Genomic DNA, 18,654 nt, shown 5'->3' with positions numbered 1-18,654 from the left:
GCGAACATGGTAGAATAAAAAAGAAATGAAACAAAACGCCGGGAGTATTTCCCGGGATGGAGGCTGCCATGAATATACTGGATCATCCCATCGACGCCGCCCGCATTCTGCAAAAAAAGCGGGCCTTGAAGCGGGAACTCAGCGCCCGGGAAGGGCTGGTGGAAAAGCGGGTCGCCATTCTGAGCGGCAGCACCATCGGCGAGGTGCAGAACATTCTGGAGGTGTTCCTGCTGGCGCAGGGGGTGCGCCCGGTATTTTATCAGGGCGGCTACGGGCTGTTCTACGAAAACCTGGTATTCGACGATGGCAGCCTGGCGGCCTTTGCGCCGGATTTTGTGTATATCCACACCAGCAGCCGCAACATCCGCAGCTGGCCTTGCCCTGCTGACAGTGCGCAGCAGGCCGAGGAACTTCTGGAAGCGGAATACAGCCGGTTTGAAGCGGCGGCGAAAGCGGCCCTGAAACTGGGCTGCCCGGTCATTCTGAACAACTTTGATCTGCCGGTGTACCGGGTGATGGGCAACCGGGAGGGCAGCGATCCGCGCGGCCGGGTACGGTTTGCCCGGCGCCTGAATGAAAAGCTGGCCGCTCTGGTGGACGCCACCCCCAATTTGTATCTGAACGATCTGGCCTACCTGCAGGCTCAGCTGGGCATGGAGCGGTTCAGCGACCAGACCGCCTGGTACGCCTACAAATATTGCTGCGCCATCGAGTGTATTCCCTATCTGTGCCAGAGCGTGGCCAACATCATCAAAAGCTTGCTGGGCCGCAACAAGAAAGCGCTGGCGCTGGATCTGGACAACACCCTCTGGGGCGGCATTGTGGGCGACGACGGGCCCGAGGGCCTGACCCTGGGCAGCGAAAGCCCCGCCGGCATGGCCTACAGCGAATTCCAGACCTATTTAAAGGAGTTGTCCCAGACCGGTGTGCTGCTGAACGTGTGCAGCAAAAACGAAGAGGCCAACGCTCTGGCCGGCCTGGCCCGGGGCGACAGCGTACTGCGGCGGGAGGATTTTGTCAGCTTCAAGGCCAACTGGGACCCCAAGCACGAGAATCTGGCCTCCATGGCCAAGGAGCTGAACCTGCTGCCGGAAAGTTTTGTATTTGTGGATGACAACCCGGCGGAGCGGGAGATCGTGCGCACCCAGTTGCCCGGCGTGGCGGTGCCGGAACTGACCTGCCCCGAGGAGTACATCGCCGCTATCGACCGGAGCGGATACTTTGAAGTGACTACCCTGTCGGCAGATGACCGCAAGCGGGTGGAGATGTACAAGCAGAACGCCCAGCGGGCGGCCGCGGAGCAGAGTTTTACCGATTACAACGACTATCTGCGCAGCCTGGACATGACCGGTGAGTTCGGTGCGTTTGACAACGAGCACGCCGAGCGTATCTGTCAGCTGATCAACAAAACCAACCAGTTCAACCTGACCACCCGCCGCTACACCCCCGCCGAGGTGGAGAGCCTGATCGGCGACGAGGGCCACATCACCTTGTACGGCCGCCTGGTGGACAAGTTTGGCGACAACGGCATCGTGACCGCCCTGATCGGCAAATGCGAGGGCGACACCCTGGACATGGAACTGTGGATCATGAGCTGCCGCACCTTCAAGCGCCGGCTGGAGCATGCCATGTTTGACGAGCTGGTGCGGCTGGCCCGGGAGAAGGGCATCAAGCGGATCGTAGGGCATTACTATCCCACCGCAAAGAACTTGCTTGTACGGGACTTTTATGCTACAATCGGCTTTGAGCAAACCGCCGAGGATGAAGCCGGGAACCGCACCTTTGTGTTTACCGGATTCGAGGGGTATCAGCCCCAGTGCGGCGTAATGGAAATCAAACGGGTATAAGGAGAGATATGAATTATGGAGCGTGACGCGATTTTGGCCGAAGTGCAGGAGATCTTCCGGGACAACTTTGACGACGACAGCCTGGTGATCGGGCCGGCCACCTGCGCCGACGACATCGAGGACTGGGACAGCCTGGAGCAGATCAATCTGCTCACCGCCATTGAACGCCGCTTCGGCATCAAGTTCAAGCTGGAGGATGTGCGCGGGCTGCAGAACGTGGGCGACCTGCTGGATCTGGTGCAGCGGCTGACCGCCTGAATCCAATCTCCGGGCCGGACGCCGGCCGGGCGTAAATGCCCGGCGTATGCGCCCGGCCCTTTCTCTGTGGGAGGAACTGTTATGAACCACTATACCATGGAACAGCTGCAGCCCGGCATGGCCGAGGAATTCACTGTGACCGTGACCGAAGAAATGATGGCGCAGTTCTGCGCTATGAGCGGCGATGTGAGCCCCATCCATATGGATGCGGAATACGCGGCCGGGCGGGGGTATCCCGGCCGGGTGGTGTACGGCATGCTGGGCGCGGCCTTTTTCTCCACCCTGGCGGGGGTCTATCTGCCGGGTGAACACTGTCTGCTGCACAGTGTGGAGACCAAGTTTGCCAAGCCCGTTTTTATCGGGGATACCCTGACGGTACGGGGCGAGGTGACCGAGGTGAACCCGGTGTTCGGGGAGATCACCATCCGGGCCAGCCTGACCAATCAGGATGGGAAGAAGGTCACCCGCGGCCTGATCAAGGCCGGCGTGGCCCGCTGAGCAAGAGGAAGGAGCAATCTATGCAGAACGTCTACCTCATCACCGGCGCTTCCAGCGATGTGGGCTGCGCGCTGATCCGCCGTCTGGCAGATCACGACAGCCAGGCACTGATTGTGGCCCAGGGTGCCGGCGATCTGAACCGCCTGGCCGAACTGTGCCGGGAGTTTCCCGGCCGGATCCGCACCTACGATGTGGACCTGACCGACGAGAACGCGCTGAACGCCTTTATTGCCGATGTGCAGGCCAGCTGCCCCGCCCCCACCCATCTGGTGCATCTGCCTGCGCTGCGGGTGATCAACACCAAGTTCAAGAAGTTCGACGAGGAACGGTTTGAACTGGATCTGTCGGTGCAGGTACGCAGCGCGGTGAAGCTGTGCAAGACCTTTGTGCCCCTTATGGCCAAGGCCAAACGGGGCCGGGTGCTGTTTATGCTGACCAGCTATCTGATCGGTGTGCCGCCCAAGAACACCGCCGCCTACATCATGGCCAAGAGTGCCCTGGGCGGGCTGGCCAAAAGCCTGGCCGCCGATTACGCGCCCTTTGGCGTAACGGTAAACTGCGTGGCCCCCAGCATGATGGAGACCCGTTTTCTGGCCGACACCAGCGATCTGATCGTACAGGCCAGCGCCGAAGCCAATCCCATGGGCCGCAACGCCCGGGTGGAGGATGTGGTTCCCGCCATGGAGTTTCTGCTGGGTGACGAAGCCGGCTTTATCACCGGCGTGACCCTGCCCATTACCGGAGGGAGTGCATTTTGAGCGCGGTGGAGTTCCGGCTGGCGCGCCCGGAGGAAAAGCAGCGCGTTCTGGATTTTGTCAACGCCAATTTTGACTGGCGGCTTCCGCTGGTGAACCGCCCGGAGTGGTTCCGCTTCTATTACGAAAGCGGCGACGGGCTGCAGTTCGCGGTGGCGGAGGAAAACGGCGAATGGCTGGCCGCAGCCGGTTACATACGGGCCAACCGCTCCCCTGCCCCGGATATCTGGGTATCGGTCTGGGTGGCCCGCAAAGGTCACAACGGGGTGGGACTGGAGCTGATGGACGCCCTGCCCCGGCTGACCGGCGCCCGTGTGGTAGCCTGCAACAACATCCGGCCCAAGACCATGGCGTTTTACCGGTTCCTGGGCTGGGAAGCCGACCGGGTCGGGCACTTTTTCCGGCTGGCTGACCGGGCGGAATACCGCCTGGCCGTGCCCGGGCCGAACGCCGGGCGGCTGCCCGCCGCCGGAGACCTGGCGCTGGAGCCGGTGCACAGTGTGACCCGGCTGCAGGGAATGGGGATGCCGCCCAGCTCCCATACGCCTGTCAAGGACATCTGGTACATGACCCGCCGGTATTTTGATTTTGATCACTACCGGTATGACGTATGGTGCGCCACCGAACGCGGAAAACTGCTGGCCTATCTGGTGACCCGCACCGCCGAGGTGACCCTGAGCGACGGCAGCCAGGTAAAGGTGCTGCGGATGGTGGACTTTATCGGCGAGGATGCGGTACTGGCCCGGCTGGGTACGACGCTGGACCGTATGCTGGCGGAGAGCGGCGCGGAATATCTGGACTGCTACTGTGCCGGCATCCCGGCCGAAACGATGGCGGCTGCCGGTTTGAGCCAGCGGCAGGAGGGCGACGGGACGGTTATCCCCAATTATCTGGACCCACCTGTGCAGGAAAACACCGAATACTACTATTTCACCAACCGGCCGGAAGGGTTTGTGCTGTTCCGGGCGGACGGTGATCAGGACCGGCCCAACCTGCCGGCCGACTGACAGCCCGTCAAAGGAGGAATCTGCTGTGGGACGTACAAGGGGAAATCTTGCGCTTCTGATCCTGGGCATCACCTTCTCCGCCATTGGTATTCTGGAATACGGCGGCCTGCTGGTTGCCTGCGTGGTTTGCCTGGTGCAGGGCGGGCCCCTGCCTCCGGTGCCGGTGTTTCTCTTTCTGCTGCTTCACGGCGGGATCTTTGGCGGGGTCGGGCTGGGTGCTTTGTCCGCCCGGGCCCGGGGAGCCAGGAAAAAAGCCCGTCTGATGGCGGAGGGCGTTCCCGTGCTGGCACATATTGTAGAGGTAAAGCGGGATTACTCCGTGCGCGTCAACCGGCAGTACGCCTGGCGTGTGATCTGCGAACTGGAAGAGGGCGGCACCGTGTACCGGTTCCGCAGCGACCGGCTGTGGGAATACCCGGAACTGAACAATGAGTATGTAGCTGTCTACCGGGATCCGGCCAATCCCCGCTGCTACTATGTGGATGTAGAGGGCAGCTGCCGCCCGGTTGTGGAACTGTAAACATACAAAAAATGTCCCGCACAGTTTGTGCGGGACATTTTTTGTTACAATCAGCCGGCTACACGTTCACCGGTCATGGTCTGCTCCACAATGCTGTCCATGATCTCCCGGGTCATGCTGCCGCTCAGATAGCCGAACACGTTGCCGTCGGTATCGATCATGAATGTGGTGGGGAAAGAATACACCCCATAACTCAGGAACAGTTCGCCAGTGGTATCCATGAGAACCGGATAGGTATAGCCCTGCTCATCCAGCCAGGCAGCGATCTCTTCCGCGGACTTGTTATCCGCCGGATACAGGCTGTCCTCCGCTTTGGGAGCGGCTACCCCCAGCACCACCAGGTCGCCCTCATTCTCGCCCCATTCCTCATACAGGGCCTGCAGATCGGGCATTTCCTGCTGGCAGGGGCCGCACCAGGTGGCCCAGAAGTTCAGCAGGATGGTTTTGCCCTCGTAATCGGCCAGGGTATGGGTATTGCCGAACTGATCCTGGAGGGAAAAATCTATGGCCGGAACGGTCTGTTCTTCCGGCTGGCTGTCCGACGCTGCGGAAGACGAGGACGCGCTGTCCGGCGAAGAGGCCGGTTCGCTTGTGTCCGGTTCCGCCTGGGAAGAACTTTCTTCCTGCTGCACCACCGACGAGGAAGTGCTGCTCGTACCGCCGCTGCCCAGCCCGGCCAGATAACCGGTAAAGCTGCTCATCTTGCCGGAGATCATGAGCACGCCCAGCAGGATCAGCAGGGCGCCGCCCGCTTTGGCTGTGTATTTCAGCCAGTTCATGTGGCTGCGGAAGAACCGCAGCATCTGGCCGGTAAACAGGCCCACCAGCAGGAAAGGCAGCACAAAACCCAGCGTATACACCCCGATCAGCACAAAACCCAGCACCCGGCTGTCGGAGGAACCGGCCAGCAGCAGCACGCTGGTCAGGGTGGGGCCCACGCAGGGGGTCCAGGCAAAGCTGAAGGTAAAGCCCATGACCAGCGCGGGGATGGGGCCCATTGCCCATTTATCCAGCCGGAAGGGCAGCCGCAGCTCCTTGGTGGAGATGCCGCCGAAGAACAGCTGCCACACGCCCATCAGCAGCACCACAATGCCGCCCGCCACCGTGAACGCGGTGCGGTACCGGCTGAAGAACTGCCCCAGGGCGGTAAAGCCCATCCCCAGCAGGAAGAACGCAAAGCTGATGCCCAGCACAAAGAAAAAGGTGTTGAGCAGGGTACGCCGGCGGGCGGCCTTGTCCAGCGCGGCTTCCGGCGCACCGCCGGCCAGATAACTCAGATAAAGCGGCACAAGCGGCAGCACGCAGGGCGAAAAGAAGCTCAAAAGCCCCTGAAAAAACACGGTAAGCGCGGAAACGCTGGTTTGCAGATCAAATCCCATAGTAACTCCTTTCGGTGGGCTGAACGCCCGGGAAACTGGCCCGCCCTTTTTGGCAGAGCGGAAGCTGGGTATCAGTATACCATATTTTTTCCGGCTTGTGTGTGACAGAATCACATCGGTTTGCATTCCGGCCGGCGGCCGTGTACAATAGAAAGAGAAACTCCGGCGCGCCGGCGCCGGGAAAGGGTGTGGGGTATGGATTTTTCCCAGTTGGCATCGATCCGGAAAGACAGCCTGAGCCAGGCTATGGAACAGTTTGTATTCTACCCGCTGGCATTCGGCCGCTGGAAGCAGGGGCCGGGCATTCCGGATGCCCGGCGCAGCCTGTCCCAGCATTACAAGCTCACGCTGGTGGCGGAGGGTACGGCCCGGTTTTCCTGCTCATCCGGCACCCATGTGCTGCACAGAGGCGACGTGGTGTTAATGGCGCCGTTTATCCCCTATGAGGTGCGCATGGACCCGGAGGACGGGCTGGACATGTTCTATCTGTACTTTGAAGTAACCCCGGCCTCCAGCCTGCCGGCGTTCAGCCAGCTGTTCCAATGCACCGACGCGGCGCTTTATCCCGGCCTGATCGACCCGGCACTGCGGATCATGCTGGAACAGAACCTGGATCTGTACCAGCGGGGTACGCCCGGACAGTTTTTGTCGCTGCAGCTTCTGCTGACCCGGCTGATGCTGGTGATGCGCCAGCGCAGCGACGGCCTGCCTGCCCCCCGCCGGGCTGCCCAGGTATCCAACGGCGAGCGGGTGGTGCAGGAGTGCGTGGAATATCTGGACGAGCACATGCGGGAAAATGTACAGGTGCAGGATCTGTGCAAAGCCGCCAACGTATCCCAGAGTTATCTGTACAAGTGCTTCGACCAGATGACCGGCATGTCCACCCGGGAGTTTATCCGGCGGTACCGGATGCCGCAGATTGAGATGCAGCTGCGGCAGGAAAACCTGAGCATCCAGCAGATTGCTGAGCAGAATGGGTTTTCCTCGGCCAGTGCGTTCAGCCGGATGTTCCACAACCAGTACGGCATTTCCCCCGCCGCCTACCGCAAACGCAGCCGCTGAGCGCGGTTCTTATACAGGAAAACAGGCGCTGCCCGCCGGATGCCGGGGGCTGCGCCTGTTTTCTGTGGACCGAATATACGGGAATCGCTTAATCAGGTTTGGCGGCTGCCGGCCGCCGGGACATCAGGCTATGAGGGAATCTTCTCCACACAGCTGCACACGCCGCTGCAGGGGGAGGTCTTCAAATTCATCGCTTGCGTCGTCAAATTCCTCGCCGGCATAGCGGCATTCATCCAGCGCCATGGCCTCCCGGATCGAAGCCCAAAACTGTTTCAACATACTGCCTTCCCCTTTCTATCAGGTTTTGTATCTGAAATGGCAAACCGCGCGCCGTGGGTAAGCTTGCGGGACCCGCAGCGGTTTTTGTTTGCTCTCTGCCCTTAATACGAAGTTATACGGCTCTTTATTTCAATTCGATTACAAATTTTGCAGATTTTTTCTTCTTTTTCGATTTAGTGCGGTTTTTCTTCTGTATGTACCAAGTATACCGCAGATTTCCCGGCTAAATCTTCAACGTTCTGTTTCAAAATCGTAAACAGTGCCGTGTTCTCCAGCCTATGCGGCTTGCCCGGGAAATGTTCCCTCTACGGCTCTGTTCCCTGTCCGCTGTTTTCCAGGCAGCGGCGCAATTTCTGCAGGCCGCGCTGGCCACGCTTTTTCACCGTCTCATAGGGCAGCTGCAGGCTTCGGGCTATCTCGGTATAGCGCATTCCTTTCCAGTAGCGCATGCGCAGAATACGGGCGTCTTCCGGGTCCAGCATCTCCAGCGCCCGCACAAAATCGGTACTGCGCACCCGGATGCTTCTCTCCTTGAACAGCTGTGCCGCCGCCTGGCAGGCCCGTTCCCAGCGGCAGTTCTGGCGGAATTTGTCCAGCGCTTTCCGGTCGGCAATGGCCGCCAGATAGCTTTTCAGGCTGCCGGATTCAGGGTCAAAGCGCTCCCACCGCAGACAAAAATCCCCCAGCGCCGCCAGCACACATTCCCGGATGTCTTCCGGGTCATCCAGACGGCGGGCGCAAATTCCCCACAGCATGTGCTGATATTGTTCGATCACAGCTGCGCAGCCGGCTTCCCGGTCTATGCCCAGAATCCGCAAAATTTCCTTTTCTTCCATCTACGCGTGCCCCTTTCTGGAAATGATTTCGCCGGTTTTCGGCAGAAAGGGACAACGCTGTTCTATTTTTTTATAAACGGCTGCGCAAACGGTTGTTTTGGACTGTCCTTGCCAGAAAAAAACAGGGCGGGGACATATGTCCCCGCCCTGTTTTACCTTGCCATGATTTGCTGTACGGCTTACTGCTCGGCCATACGGATCGCGTCTTCCGCGTCGCTGAAGCCCATGTTTACCGCCAGCAGGCCATCGCCGTATTTGTTGAACATCCCCACGGGAATCGCCCACAGATCATCCACCGCGTCGTCGCCGGGCAGATCGTCCCGCACGTTGATGCTTACCTTGTAACGGATCTCGCCGTCCCGGTGGTCCAGTTCGAAATTGCCCACCGTCAGGCCATAGTTGGCCCGGGTCAGGTATTCACAGACCTGCGCCATACTGCTCTTGTCGGCGCTGATGGCGATGTTGCCGTAGGCCAGCAGGGCCCGGCAGTAGTTCTCCTCCCCGCTGATGGGCCGCACATAGACTACAATGTCGCAGGATTTGAGTTTGGTGCGGTTCAGATTGAACCCCATCGTAAACTTGTTTTTGTCCGCATCAAAGCGATAGTTGTAGCCTTTTCGGTCCAGAACGTTCCGCACGCAGGCGATTGCCTGCCGCATGGTAGTTGCCATTGGATATTGCCTCCTTTTTCTTGGGGCCGCAGTGCGGTCCCGCCTTTACTATAGAGTTCGCCGCAAAAGGTGAAAAAGGGACAAAACACAATAAAAAAATCCCCGCTCCGCCACGAGGGACGGAACGGGGATTCAAGACTGTTTCTCAGATGGAGATGGTATTGGACACATCCAGCAGGAAGGTGTCGATGGTCTTGTGCATGGACAGAGCCACGTTGATGTCAAAGTCGACGATCTTGTCGGCGGAGACAGCCACAACGCGGTTGTAGATGCCGCGCTCCAGCAGGGCCACAGCGTGGTAGCCCATGGTGGAAGCGGTGACGCGGTCCCGCAGGGTGGGAGAACCGCCGCGCTGCACATGGCCCAGAACGGTGGCACGGGAATCAATGCCGGTGGCCGCCTGGATCTCGTTGGCGATATCCTGGGCATGGCCCACGCCCTCGGCCACGATCACGATAAAGTGCTTCTTGCCGGTCTTCTGGGTAAACTTCATCCGGCTCAGGATGTCCCGTTCCAGATCGTAGGGACGCTCCGGAATCAGGGTGGCCACGGCGCCGCAGGCAATGCCCACATTCAGGGCGATGTAGCCGGCGTTGCGGCCCATAACCTCCACCACGCTGCAGCGGTCATGGCTCTGGGTGGTGTCGCGCAGCTTGTCGACCATCTCCACCGCGGTGTTCATGGCGGTGTCGTAGCCGATGGTGTACTCGCTGCAGGCGATATCGTTGTCAATGGTGCCGGGGATGCCGATGCAGGGAATGCCCAGCGCAGCCATATCCTTGGCGCCGCGGAAAGAACCGTCGCCGCCGATCACGACCAGCGCGTCGATGCCCAGTTCACGGCAGCGGTCGGCCGCCTTCTGCTGGCCTTCCTTGGTCTTGAACTCCAGGCAACGGGCGGTGTACAGAATGGTGCCGCCGCGGTGGATGATCTCAGACACGCTGCGCAGGTCCATCTCCCGCACTTCGCCGTTCAGCAGGCCGTTATAGCCGCGCTCGATACCCATCATGCGGAAGCCCTTGCTCAGGCCGGTACGAACCACGGCGCGTACGGCAGCATTCATGCCAGGCGCGTCGCCGCCGCTGGTCAATACACCGATTGTTTTGATTTCCTTCAACATAACTGCTGCCTCCCAAATACTCTTTCTGCCATTGTGTTTTGGATTGATCTTACTTTTTCTGCGCACGGGCGGCCTGCACCGCCACGTTTCCCTGGCCAAGGATCCGTTCCAGCTCTTTGCGGAGCAGCGGATGATCCAGTGCCCACATGGTGCGGGGCGCCAGTGTGAGCTGCCGCACATCGGCGAAATACATATACACCTGCATTCCGCCGTCGAAGATGCTGAGCAGGTTCTGCACCTTGCGCATCTGCGGGCATTCCCGCGAGGGAAGCTTCAGGTACAGGGCCATCGGCGCTTCGCTCTGACGTGGCCGTGCCGCACCGGCGGGCTGATACTCCTCAATGGGCACGATCTGCTCCACGATCAGTTTGGCTGCCTCGTCTTCCTTGACCGAAACGCGGCCGGTGACCACCACCACGCTGTTGTCCACCAGCACCGGGCGGCATTCCGCCAGCACGCGGGGGAACAGCAGCAGCTCCATACTGCCGGTCAGGTCTTCCACCGTGGTGAAAGCCATCATGGTGTTGGAACGGGTGGTCATCATGCGGGTTTTGACCACGGCGCAGACAATCCTCACTACCTTAGAATCATAATCTTTTGCCTGCTCGCCTGTCAATTCATTTATCTTGCAGCCTGATATATTTTTGATGTTTTCCCGGTACGCGTCCAGCGGATGGCCGGAAAGGTACAGCCCGCTGACCTCCCGCTCCATCTGCAGCAGCTCGGTTTTGGGGTATTCGGGCGCGTCCTGCATGGCGTAGTCCTGCGAACTCTCCTGCCCGCCGGACAGCTGGGAAAACAGGTCCAGCTGCCCCTCCAGGTTGCGGCGGCGGTCGCCCTCCACGCTTTTCAGGATGCCCTCCAGGTTCTGGTTCAGCGCCCGGCGGGACCAGCCGAAGCTGTCGAACGCGCCGCTCTTGATCAGGCACTCCACCGCCCGGCGGTTCAGTTCACTGCCCTGCATCCGCTCGCAGAAATCGTACAGGGAACGGAACGGCTTTTCCTTGCGCTGGCGCACCACGTTGGCGATCAGGTTGCGGCCCACGTTCTTGACCGCGTTCAGCCCGAAGCGGATATCCGCCCCGTCCACCGTAAAGCCGCCCTGGCTGATGTTGATGTCCGGCGGCAGCACCCGGATACCCAGACGCTGACACTCGCCGGAATACTCGATCACCTTATCGGTGTTGTCCAGCACGCTGGTCATAAGCGCGGCCATGAACTGGCCGGGATAGTGGCACTTGAGATAGGCGGTCTGGTACGCCACATAGGCATAAGCCGCCGCGTGGGATTTGTTGAACGCATAGGAGGCGAAGCTGGACATATCGTCAAAGATCTCGTTCGCCACCTGGGCGGGAATGCCGTTGGCCACGCAGCCCTTGCACTCGTGGCCCGGCTCGGTATTGCCGTAGACAAAGTGCTGGCGCTCCTTCTCCATGACGTCGTGCTTTTTCTTGCTCATGGCGCGGCGCACCAGGTCGGCCTGGCCGTAGGAGAAGCCCGCCAGTTCCCGGCAGATCTGCATGACCTGCTCCTGGTAAACGATACAGCCGTTGGTCACGTCCAGAATATGGGCCAGCTGCGGGGTCTTGTACCGGATCTTGTCCGGGTCATGCCGGTTGCGCAGGTAGGTGGGGATGGAGTCCATGGGGCCCGGCCGGTACAGGGAGATCAGAGCGATGACATCCTCCAGGCTGCGGGGATGCAGGCCCATGAGCACCTGTTTCATGCCGGTGGATTCCAGCTGGAACACGCCCTCGGTTTCGCCGCGGCCCAGCATGGCGTAGGTATCCGCATCCTCATAGGAGATGGCATCCAGCGTGAAAGAAGGCTCCATCTCCCGGATCATCTCTTCCGCGTCGTGCAGCACCGTCAGGGTGCGCAGGCCCAGAAAGTCCATCTTCAGCAGGCCCAGCTCCTCGATGGTGGTCATGGTGAACTGGGTCACCGGCACCCCGTCGTTGGAAGCCAGCGGCACATACACGTCGGTGGCCTCCGGGGTAATCACCACGCCTGCCGCGTGGGTGGAGGCGTGCCGGGGCATGCCCTCGATCTTTTCAGCGGTATCCACCAGCTCCTTGACCACCGGGTCCGCGTCGTACTGGGCTTTCAGCTCCGGCGAGACGGTAAGCGCCCGGGCCAGGGTCATCTTCAGCTCCATGGGAACCAGTTTGGCAATGGCGTCCACCTTCTGATACCCGATGTCCAGCACCCGGCCCACGTCCCGCAGGGCGTTGCGGGCGGCCATGGTACCGAAGGTGATGATCTGGGCCACGTGATCGCTGCCGTATTTCCGGTTTACGTAGTCGATGACCTCCTGCCGGCGCTCGTAGCAGAAGTCCACATCAAAGTCCGGCATGCTGACACGTTCCGGGTTCAGGAAACGTTCAAACAGCAGGTTGTACCGGATGGGATCGATGTTGGTGATGCCCACGCAGTAGGCCGCCAGGCTGCCCGCGCCGGAGCCGCGCCCCGGCCCCACCGGGATGCCCTGGCTTTTGGCATAGCGGATAAAATCGTAAACGATCAGGTAGTAGTTGGTATAGCCCATGCGGCGGATCACGTCGATCTCGTAGCGCAGGCGCTCCTCCAGCGCGGCGTTCACCCCATCGCCATACCGGCGGGCCAGGCCCTCCCAGCACATCTTTTCAAAATACTCCTGGTTGCCCATTCCGTCCGGCGCTTCGTAGTAGGGCAGTTTGGTGACGCCGAACTCAAAGTCGAACTGGCATATCTCGGCAATGCGGTTTGTGTTTTCGCAGGCCTCGGGCGCGATGGCGAACAGGTCGTACATCTCCTCGGTGCTCTTGAGATAGAATTCGTCGGTCTCGAACTCCATCTTGTCCGGGTCCTTGATGGTTTTGCCGGTCTGGATACAGATCAGGATACTCTGCATCCGGGCGTCCTCTTTGCGCAGATAGTGGGCGTCGTTGGTGGCCACCAGCGGGATCCCGGTTTCCCGGCTCAGGCGGATCAGCTGGGGCAGGATCTGCTGCTGTTCCGCCAGGCCGTGATCCTGGATCTCGATGAAATAGTTTCCCGGCCCGAACAGGTTGTTGTAGTATTCGGCTATACTGCGGGCCCGGTCATAATCGCCGGAGAGCAGCGCCTGCGGCACCTCGCCCGCCAGGCAGGCGGACAGGCAGATCAGCCCCTCGTGGTACTGTTCCAGCAGTTCCCGGTCGATGCGGGGCTTGGAGTAAAAGCCCTCAATAAAGCCGGCGGAAACCATCTTGATCAGGTTTTTATAGCCCTGGGCATTTTTGCACAGCAGCACCAGGTGGTGGCTGCCGTCCACCCGGCTGACCTTATCGAACCGGGTACGGTTGGCCACGTATACCTCGCAGCCGATGATAGGCTTGATCCCCGCCTTTTTGGCCGCCTTATAAAAATCCACACAGCCGTACATGGCCCCGTGATCGGTGATGGCGATGGCAGTCTGGCCCAGCTCCTTGACCCGGTCGAACAGCCGGTCGATCCGGCAGGCGCCGTCCAGCAGGCTGTATTCGGTATGCACATGCAGATGGGTAAATTGTTTATCGCTCATGGTTTTTGCTTCTCCTGCATCTGGGCGGCGATGCTTTCCAGTTTTTTGAACCGGTGAGACAGGCCGGATTTGCTGATGGGCGGATCAAACCGGGCTGCCAGAGCTGCCAGCGGAAGATCCGGGTATTGCCGGCGCATGGCGGCTGCCTGCCGCAGCGTATCGGGCAGCGCATCCAGGGCGTCGTTTTCTTCCAGGAACGCAATGGCCCGCAGCGCCTGCACATTGGCGGTGGCAGTCTTGTCCATATTGGCGGTATCGCAGTTGTTGAGCCGGTTTGTTTTGTTGCGCAGTTCCTTGTATACCTTGCGGTTCATCATCTCCATCGCGCCGCCGGTGGCCCCCATAAAGGTAAGAATGTCCTCAATGGGTTCGCTGGCTTTCAGGTAGACCACATTCATCCCCTTGCGGCGGGTGCGGTGGGGGCGGAATTCATGCTCCGCCAACAGAGCCTCGAAGTCCTTTGCCAGGTTGAGCCGGCCGGTCATGAACTCCAGATGATATTCCTTCTGCGGGTCGGTGACGGTGCCGCAGCACAGAAACGCCGCCCCCACATAGGCGCTGGCGCACTGGGGGCAGCGGAACAGCCGGGGATTGATCCGCAGGCTGGCCTCCTGGCCGGTATGGCCCAGCAGCTGCAGCAGATGAGCCACCTGCGTGGGCTCCTTGACGGCAAACTCCCAGATGCTGCCGCTGGGGCGGTTCTTTTCCACCAGCTCCCCCTGAATCCCATTCAGGGCAAACATCCGGCGGGCCAGCTGAGCCACCGGCAGGGATTCGGTCTGCAGCACCGTGCCGTTCTGGTCAAAATAGCGGCCGAAGCAGGCAAATCCATAGCAGGCCGCGAGACTGCAGCAGGGCCGCGTGATCTTGCGGGCTGCGATCTCCTGTTTAACATCCTGGGCAAAACTCAAGGCGTGAAATCTCCTTTTAAGCAGCGCCGCCCGACACCCTACCCGGGCATCGCGCGGCGCCTGATACTTCTGATAAAAAGCCGGTTCAGCTGGTACGGTTTGCATCCCGGTGCTGTACGACCGGGGCATACCCCAGCTTTTCGCAATAGTCCGCCAGCAGGCGGGCAAAGGTAATGGACCGATGTTTGCCGCCGGTGCAGCCGATGGCAATGGTAAGCTGGCTTTTGCCCTCCTTTACATAGAGAGGCAGGGTCAGCGCCAGCAGTTCCTGCAGCTTGGTCAGCAGCTGCTGCGAGGCCTCGCTGGCCATCACATAATCCACCACTTCCTGGTCCAGGCCGGTCTTTTCTTTCAGTTCAGGCACGTAATAGGGATTGGGCAGGCAGCGCACATCCCAGATAATGTCCGCCTCTTTGGGCGTACCGTACTTGAAGCCGAAGGACAGCACGGTCAGCGCCATGGAGTGCTGCCGGCTGTTCAGGAACAGCGCACAGATCCGCTGCTTATTCTGCGCCGGGGAAAGCAGCGAGGTATCCAGAATATAGTTGGCGTGCTCATACAGCGGACGCAGGATCTGCCGCTCCCGGGCCAGGGCCTCGGTGGTGGACAATCCCTCGCTGATGCTCATGGGATGGCGGCGGCGGGTTTCCTTGTAGCGGCGCTGCAGCACCTCGTCCGACGCGTCCAGAAACAGCACCTGAAACTCGGCCTGCTGGCGGTCCAGCTCGCCGAGCGCCTGAATCAGTTCCCGGCTGGAGCGGGCGCTGCGCACGTCCAGGCCCACCGCCACCTTCTGCAGCAGAGTTTCGCTCTGCTGGGCAAAGTCCACCAGGCGGGACAAAAGTCCCGCGGGGATATTGTCAATACAGAAATAGCCGATGTCCTCCAGCGCGTGCATCGCCACCGACTTGCCCGCACCGGAAAGCCCGGTCACGATCAGCAATTCCACTTCCTTGTTCCCTCCCCTGCGCCGGGCTGCCGCTCAGCGCACTACCCGGATCTCCTTTTCCAGGGTAAATCCGGTCTTTTCCTTTACAATCCGGCAGACCTCGTCGGTCAGCCGCAGTACATCCTGGCAGGTAGCCTGCCCCAGGTTTACCACAAAGCCGCAATGCTTTTCACTGATGGCGGCATCCCCGATCCGGAATCCCCGCAGGCCGCACTGGTCGATCAGGGCACCGGCATACGCCCCCACCGGGCGTTTGAAGGTACTGCCTGCGCTGGGCAGTTCCAGCGGCTGTTTGGACTTGCGGCGGGACATGTAATCTTCCATGGCCGCGCCGATCTCCTGCACATTGCCGGCACGCAGACCGAACCGGGCGCTGAGTACGCACCAGGGCCGGGATTCAAAAATGCTGGTGCGGTAGCCCAGAGCCAGCTGATCCGCGGGCAGTTCCTTTACCTGGCCTTCCTCATCCAGGAAACGTACCGAAGCCAGCACATCCCGCATTTCCCCACCGTAAGCGCCCGCATTCATATACACCGCGCCGCCCACCGTGCCGGGGATACCATAGGCAAATTCCAGGCCGGTCAGGCCAGCGTCCCGGGCGACGGTGCAGACCCGCGTCAGCAGCACGCCCGCCCCCGCCGTGATAGAGTCCCCCTCGGCGCAGACGCTGCTCAGCGCCCGGGAGGTGCGGATCACCGCGCCGCCGAAGCCCTCGTCTGCAAACAGCACGTTGGAACCGTTGCCCAGCAGATAGTATCGCACACCCAGCCGGTGTGCCTCCCCCATCAGGGCAAGCAGCGAAGCTTCGTCTTCCGGCTCGCACAGCAAGCCGGCCGGGCCACCGATACGGAAGGTAGTATAGCCCGCCAGCGGCACACCGGGCCGGGCGGAAATGCCCCGCTCTGCGGCAAACTGCTGCAAAGCGGAAAGAGACTGCTCAGAATCGGTCACAAAAGGGGCCTCACTTTCTGTTCTGATTTCCCAGGCTGGCCGCGCCCACAACACCTGCGTCGTTGCGCAGTTCGGCGGCCTTGATGGTCACCCGGCGCTCGCCGTTGCGGGCGTACTCTTCCAGGTCCACCAGCGCCCGTACCGGGGCCAGCAGGGTCTCGCCCTCCTTGGACACGCCGCCGCCGATGCAGATGATCTCCGGCTGGAAGATGTTGATGATGTTGGTCAGGCCGCAGGCCACGTACTTGACAAAGTCCTTGACCACCTGGGTAGCCAGCGGGTCGCCGGCACGCATGCCGTCAAAGGCGGTTTTGGCGTTTACCTTGTTGATGTCCCCGTCCACCAGGGTCCACATCATGTTCTGGGGATTGGACTGCATGGCGATACGGGTGTCCTCAGTAAGAGCACGGGCAGAGGCGTACTTCTCCCAGCAGCCCTTTCGCCCGCACATGCAGGGACGGCCGTCCATCTGGATCACGGTGTGGCCCAGCTCGGCACCGGCGTAGTTGAAGCCGGAGAAGATCTTGCCGTCGATGATGATGCCGCCGCCGATACCGGTGCCCAGGGTGATGACCACAGCATACTTGGCGCCCTTGGCCGCGCCGGCAATGTACTCGCCGTAGGCAGCGGCGTTGGCATCGTTCTCAATGTACACGTCACAGCCCAGCAGCGCCTGGATGTTGGCACGCAGGGCCCAGTTGTTGTAACCGAAGTTGGCGTTGAATTCCACAATGCCGCTCTCGGCGTTCACGCTGCCGGGGGTACCGATGCCCACCCAGCGGATGGCTTCCCAGGAAACGCCCGCTTCTTCCACCACCTGGCGGCACAGATCGGCGATGGCCTGTTCCACCTCCTGCGCCGGACGGGGCAGATTGGTGTCGCAGGTTTTCTTATAGACGATGTGGGATTCCTCATTCACAAGGCCCGCGGTAATGGTGGTACCGCCCAGATCTACGCCAATGGTATAGTATGTCATATGAAACACTCCTTACAATGTATTCCTAACGCAATCCCCTGTTACTCCTGCAGGCCCAATCGGTTCAGCAGTTCCTGGGCCGCGTTGTAGCCCATCTTTTTCTGGCGGTTGTTGATGGCCGCCGTTTCCAGAATAACCGCCAGGTTACGTCCGGGCATGACCGGGATCACGGTGCTGGGGATCTTGACCCCCAGAATATCGTAGGTCTCGGTCTCCAGGCCGGTGCGGCTGTAGTTCTTGGTCTTGTCCCAGGGCTCCAGTTCCACCACCAGGTCTACCTTTTCGCTGACCTTGACCGCGCCGATACCGAACATCCGGGCCACGTTCACGATGCCAATGCCCCGCAGTTCGATAAAGTGGCGGATATTTTCCGGCGCGCGGCCCACGATCGACCGGTTGGACACCCGGCGCAGATCCACCGCGTCGTCGGCAATCAGACGGTGGCCGCGCTTGACCAGCTCCACGGCGGTTTCGCTTTTGCCCACGCCGCTGTCGCCCAGGATCAGTATTCCCTCGCCGTAGACCTCAACCAGAACGCCGTGCCGGGTAACACGGGGGGCCAGTTCCACATTCAGAATGCTGATCAGGCCGCTCATCATGGTGGAGGTACTCTCGGTGGAACGCAGCAGCGCTACCTCATACTTCTTGGCACACTCGTACATTTCCGCCAGCGGTTCAATGCCGCGGCTGACGATCAGGGCAGGCGGGTGCATGGAGAACAGCTTGTCCACATGGATGGCACGCTGTTCCGGCGTGACCTCCTGCAAAAAGGACATTTCCGCCATACCGCAGATCTGGATGCGCAGCGAATCGAAGTACTGGTAATAGCCGGCCAGAACCAGACCGGGCCGGTGCACGTCCGCCGAACAGACCGGGATGTCTTTCAGATCCCGGGGGGCATAGGCGACTTCCAGATTCATATGTTCAACCAGGTAACTCAGAGGCACAGAAAATTGCGGCATACCAACACCCTTTCCCATTTTTTGCATGGAAGTTTTTCCCGCTTCCCGGCGGCCGGCCTGGCCGCCGGGCTGTACGGAATTACATCTTCTATTATATATGAATTTACCCCGATTGGCAATTTCCTTTTT

Annotated in this window: 18 protein-coding genes; 7 read left to right on the top strand and 11 right to left on the bottom strand. The window is 60.5% G+C overall.

Going from position 1 to position 18,654, the window contains the following annotated elements:
- Positions 1-68: 68 nt before the first annotated feature.
- From B5E65_RS00290 to B5E65_RS00265, 6 genes are all read left to right on the top strand, one after another.
- The gene (locus tag B5E65_RS00290; protein WP_087170056.1) at positions 69-1,847 is read left to right on the top strand and encodes an HAD-IIIC family phosphatase; all 1,779 of its coding nucleotides are present in this window, start codon (positions 69-71) and stop codon (positions 1,845-1,847) included.
- 15 nt (positions 1,848-1,862) lie between these two features.
- Positions 1,863-2,105: an acyl carrier protein gene (locus B5E65_RS00285; protein WP_087169785.1), complete on the top strand. Its 243-nt coding sequence runs from the start codon at positions 1,863-1,865 to the stop codon at positions 2,103-2,105.
- Between the two features lie 81 nt (positions 2,106-2,186).
- The gene (locus tag B5E65_RS00280; RefSeq protein ID WP_087169784.1) at positions 2,187-2,603 is read left to right on the top strand and encodes a MaoC family dehydratase; all 417 of its coding nucleotides are present in this window, start codon (positions 2,187-2,189) and stop codon (positions 2,601-2,603) included.
- Positions 2,604-2,623: 20 nt separating this feature from the next.
- Complete coding sequence (locus B5E65_RS00275) at positions 2,624-3,361, top strand: SDR family NAD(P)-dependent oxidoreductase (RefSeq protein WP_087169783.1); 738 nt, start codon at positions 2,624-2,626, stop codon at positions 3,359-3,361.
- The gene (locus B5E65_RS00270; RefSeq protein ID WP_087169782.1) at positions 3,358-4,365 is read left to right on the top strand and encodes a hypothetical protein; all 1,008 of its coding nucleotides are present in this window, start codon (positions 3,358-3,360) and stop codon (positions 4,363-4,365) included. The genes B5E65_RS00275 and B5E65_RS00270 overlap by 4 nt, the downstream gene beginning before the upstream one ends.
- A gap of 25 nt (positions 4,366-4,390) precedes the next feature.
- Positions 4,391-4,885 (top strand): hypothetical protein, encoded by a 495-nt coding sequence (locus tag B5E65_RS00265; RefSeq protein ID WP_087169781.1) that lies wholly within the window; start codon positions 4,391-4,393, stop codon positions 4,883-4,885.
- Positions 4,886-4,935: 50 nt separating this feature from the next.
- Here B5E65_RS00265 and B5E65_RS00260 read toward each other — a convergent pair whose 3' ends face one another.
- The gene (locus B5E65_RS00260; protein WP_087169780.1) at positions 4,936-6,264 is read right to left on the bottom strand and encodes a cytochrome c biogenesis protein/redoxin; all 1,329 of its coding nucleotides are present in this window, start codon (positions 6,262-6,264) and stop codon (positions 4,936-4,938) included.
- Between the two features lie 195 nt (positions 6,265-6,459).
- Between B5E65_RS00260 and B5E65_RS00255 the strand changes: the two genes are divergently transcribed.
- Positions 6,460-7,326 carry a helix-turn-helix transcriptional regulator gene (locus tag B5E65_RS00255; protein ID WP_087169779.1) on the top strand — a complete coding sequence of 289 codons (867 nt, stop codon included), beginning with the start codon at positions 6,460-6,462 and terminating at the stop codon, positions 7,324-7,326.
- 123 nt (positions 7,327-7,449) lie between these two features.
- Here the strand turns inward: B5E65_RS00255 and B5E65_RS16125 are convergent, their stop codons facing one another.
- The 10 genes from B5E65_RS16125 to hprK all read right to left on the bottom strand — a co-directional run bounded on the left by B5E65_RS16125 (position 7,450) and on the right by hprK (position 18,525).
- A complete protein-coding gene (locus tag B5E65_RS16125; RefSeq protein ID WP_158098468.1) occupies positions 7,450-7,605 on the bottom strand; it encodes a hypothetical protein in 156 nt (51 codons plus the stop codon).
- Positions 7,606-7,910: 305 nt separating this feature from the next.
- Positions 7,911-8,441: an RNA polymerase sigma factor gene (locus B5E65_RS00250; protein WP_087169778.1), complete on the bottom strand. Its 531-nt coding sequence runs from the start codon at positions 8,439-8,441 to the stop codon at positions 7,911-7,913.
- A 179-nt stretch (positions 8,442-8,620) separates the two neighbouring features.
- Positions 8,621-9,112, bottom strand: coding sequence for a YbjN domain-containing protein (locus B5E65_RS00245; RefSeq protein ID WP_087169777.1), 492 nt, complete (start codon positions 9,110-9,112; stop codon positions 8,621-8,623).
- A gap of 145 nt (positions 9,113-9,257) precedes the next feature.
- Complete coding sequence (gene pfkA, locus B5E65_RS00240; protein ID WP_087169776.1) at positions 9,258-10,232, bottom strand: 6-phosphofructokinase; 975 nt, start codon at positions 10,230-10,232, stop codon at positions 9,258-9,260.
- Positions 10,233-10,281: 49 nt separating this feature from the next.
- Positions 10,282-13,776 carry a DNA polymerase III subunit alpha gene (locus tag B5E65_RS00235; RefSeq protein WP_087169775.1) on the bottom strand — a complete coding sequence of 1,165 codons (3,495 nt, stop codon included), beginning with the start codon at positions 13,774-13,776 and terminating at the stop codon, positions 10,282-10,284.
- Positions 13,773-14,687: a DNA-binding protein WhiA gene (gene whiA, locus B5E65_RS00230; protein ID WP_087169774.1), complete on the bottom strand. Its 915-nt coding sequence runs from the start codon at positions 14,685-14,687 to the stop codon at positions 13,773-13,775. The genes B5E65_RS00235 and whiA overlap by 4 nt, the downstream gene beginning before the upstream one ends.
- A gap of 85 nt (positions 14,688-14,772) precedes the next feature.
- Positions 14,773-15,636, bottom strand: coding sequence for an RNase adapter RapZ (gene rapZ, locus B5E65_RS00225; protein ID WP_087169773.1), 864 nt, complete (start codon positions 15,634-15,636; stop codon positions 14,773-14,775).
- Between the two features lie 33 nt (positions 15,637-15,669).
- Positions 15,670-16,587: a UDP-N-acetylmuramate dehydrogenase gene (gene murB, locus B5E65_RS00220; protein ID WP_242957437.1), complete on the bottom strand. Its 918-nt coding sequence runs from the start codon at positions 16,585-16,587 to the stop codon at positions 15,670-15,672.
- A 10-nt stretch (positions 16,588-16,597) separates the two neighbouring features.
- Entirely contained in the window at positions 16,598-17,563 is a 966-nt protein-coding gene (locus tag B5E65_RS00215) for an ROK family protein (RefSeq protein WP_087169771.1), read from the bottom strand.
- A gap of 41 nt (positions 17,564-17,604) precedes the next feature.
- The gene (gene hprK / locus B5E65_RS00210) at positions 17,605-18,525 is read right to left on the bottom strand and encodes an HPr(Ser) kinase/phosphatase (RefSeq protein ID WP_087169770.1); all 921 of its coding nucleotides are present in this window, start codon (positions 18,523-18,525) and stop codon (positions 17,605-17,607) included.
- Positions 18,526-18,654 lie beyond the last annotated feature (129 nt).

Source organism: Gemmiger sp. An120 (assembly GCF_002160955.1).
GTDB lineage: Bacteria > Bacillota > Clostridia > Oscillospirales > Ruminococcaceae > Gemmiger_A > Gemmiger_A avium.
Note: the sequence above shows the minus strand (reverse complement) of the source record. Positions and strands in the feature narration are given on the sequence as shown.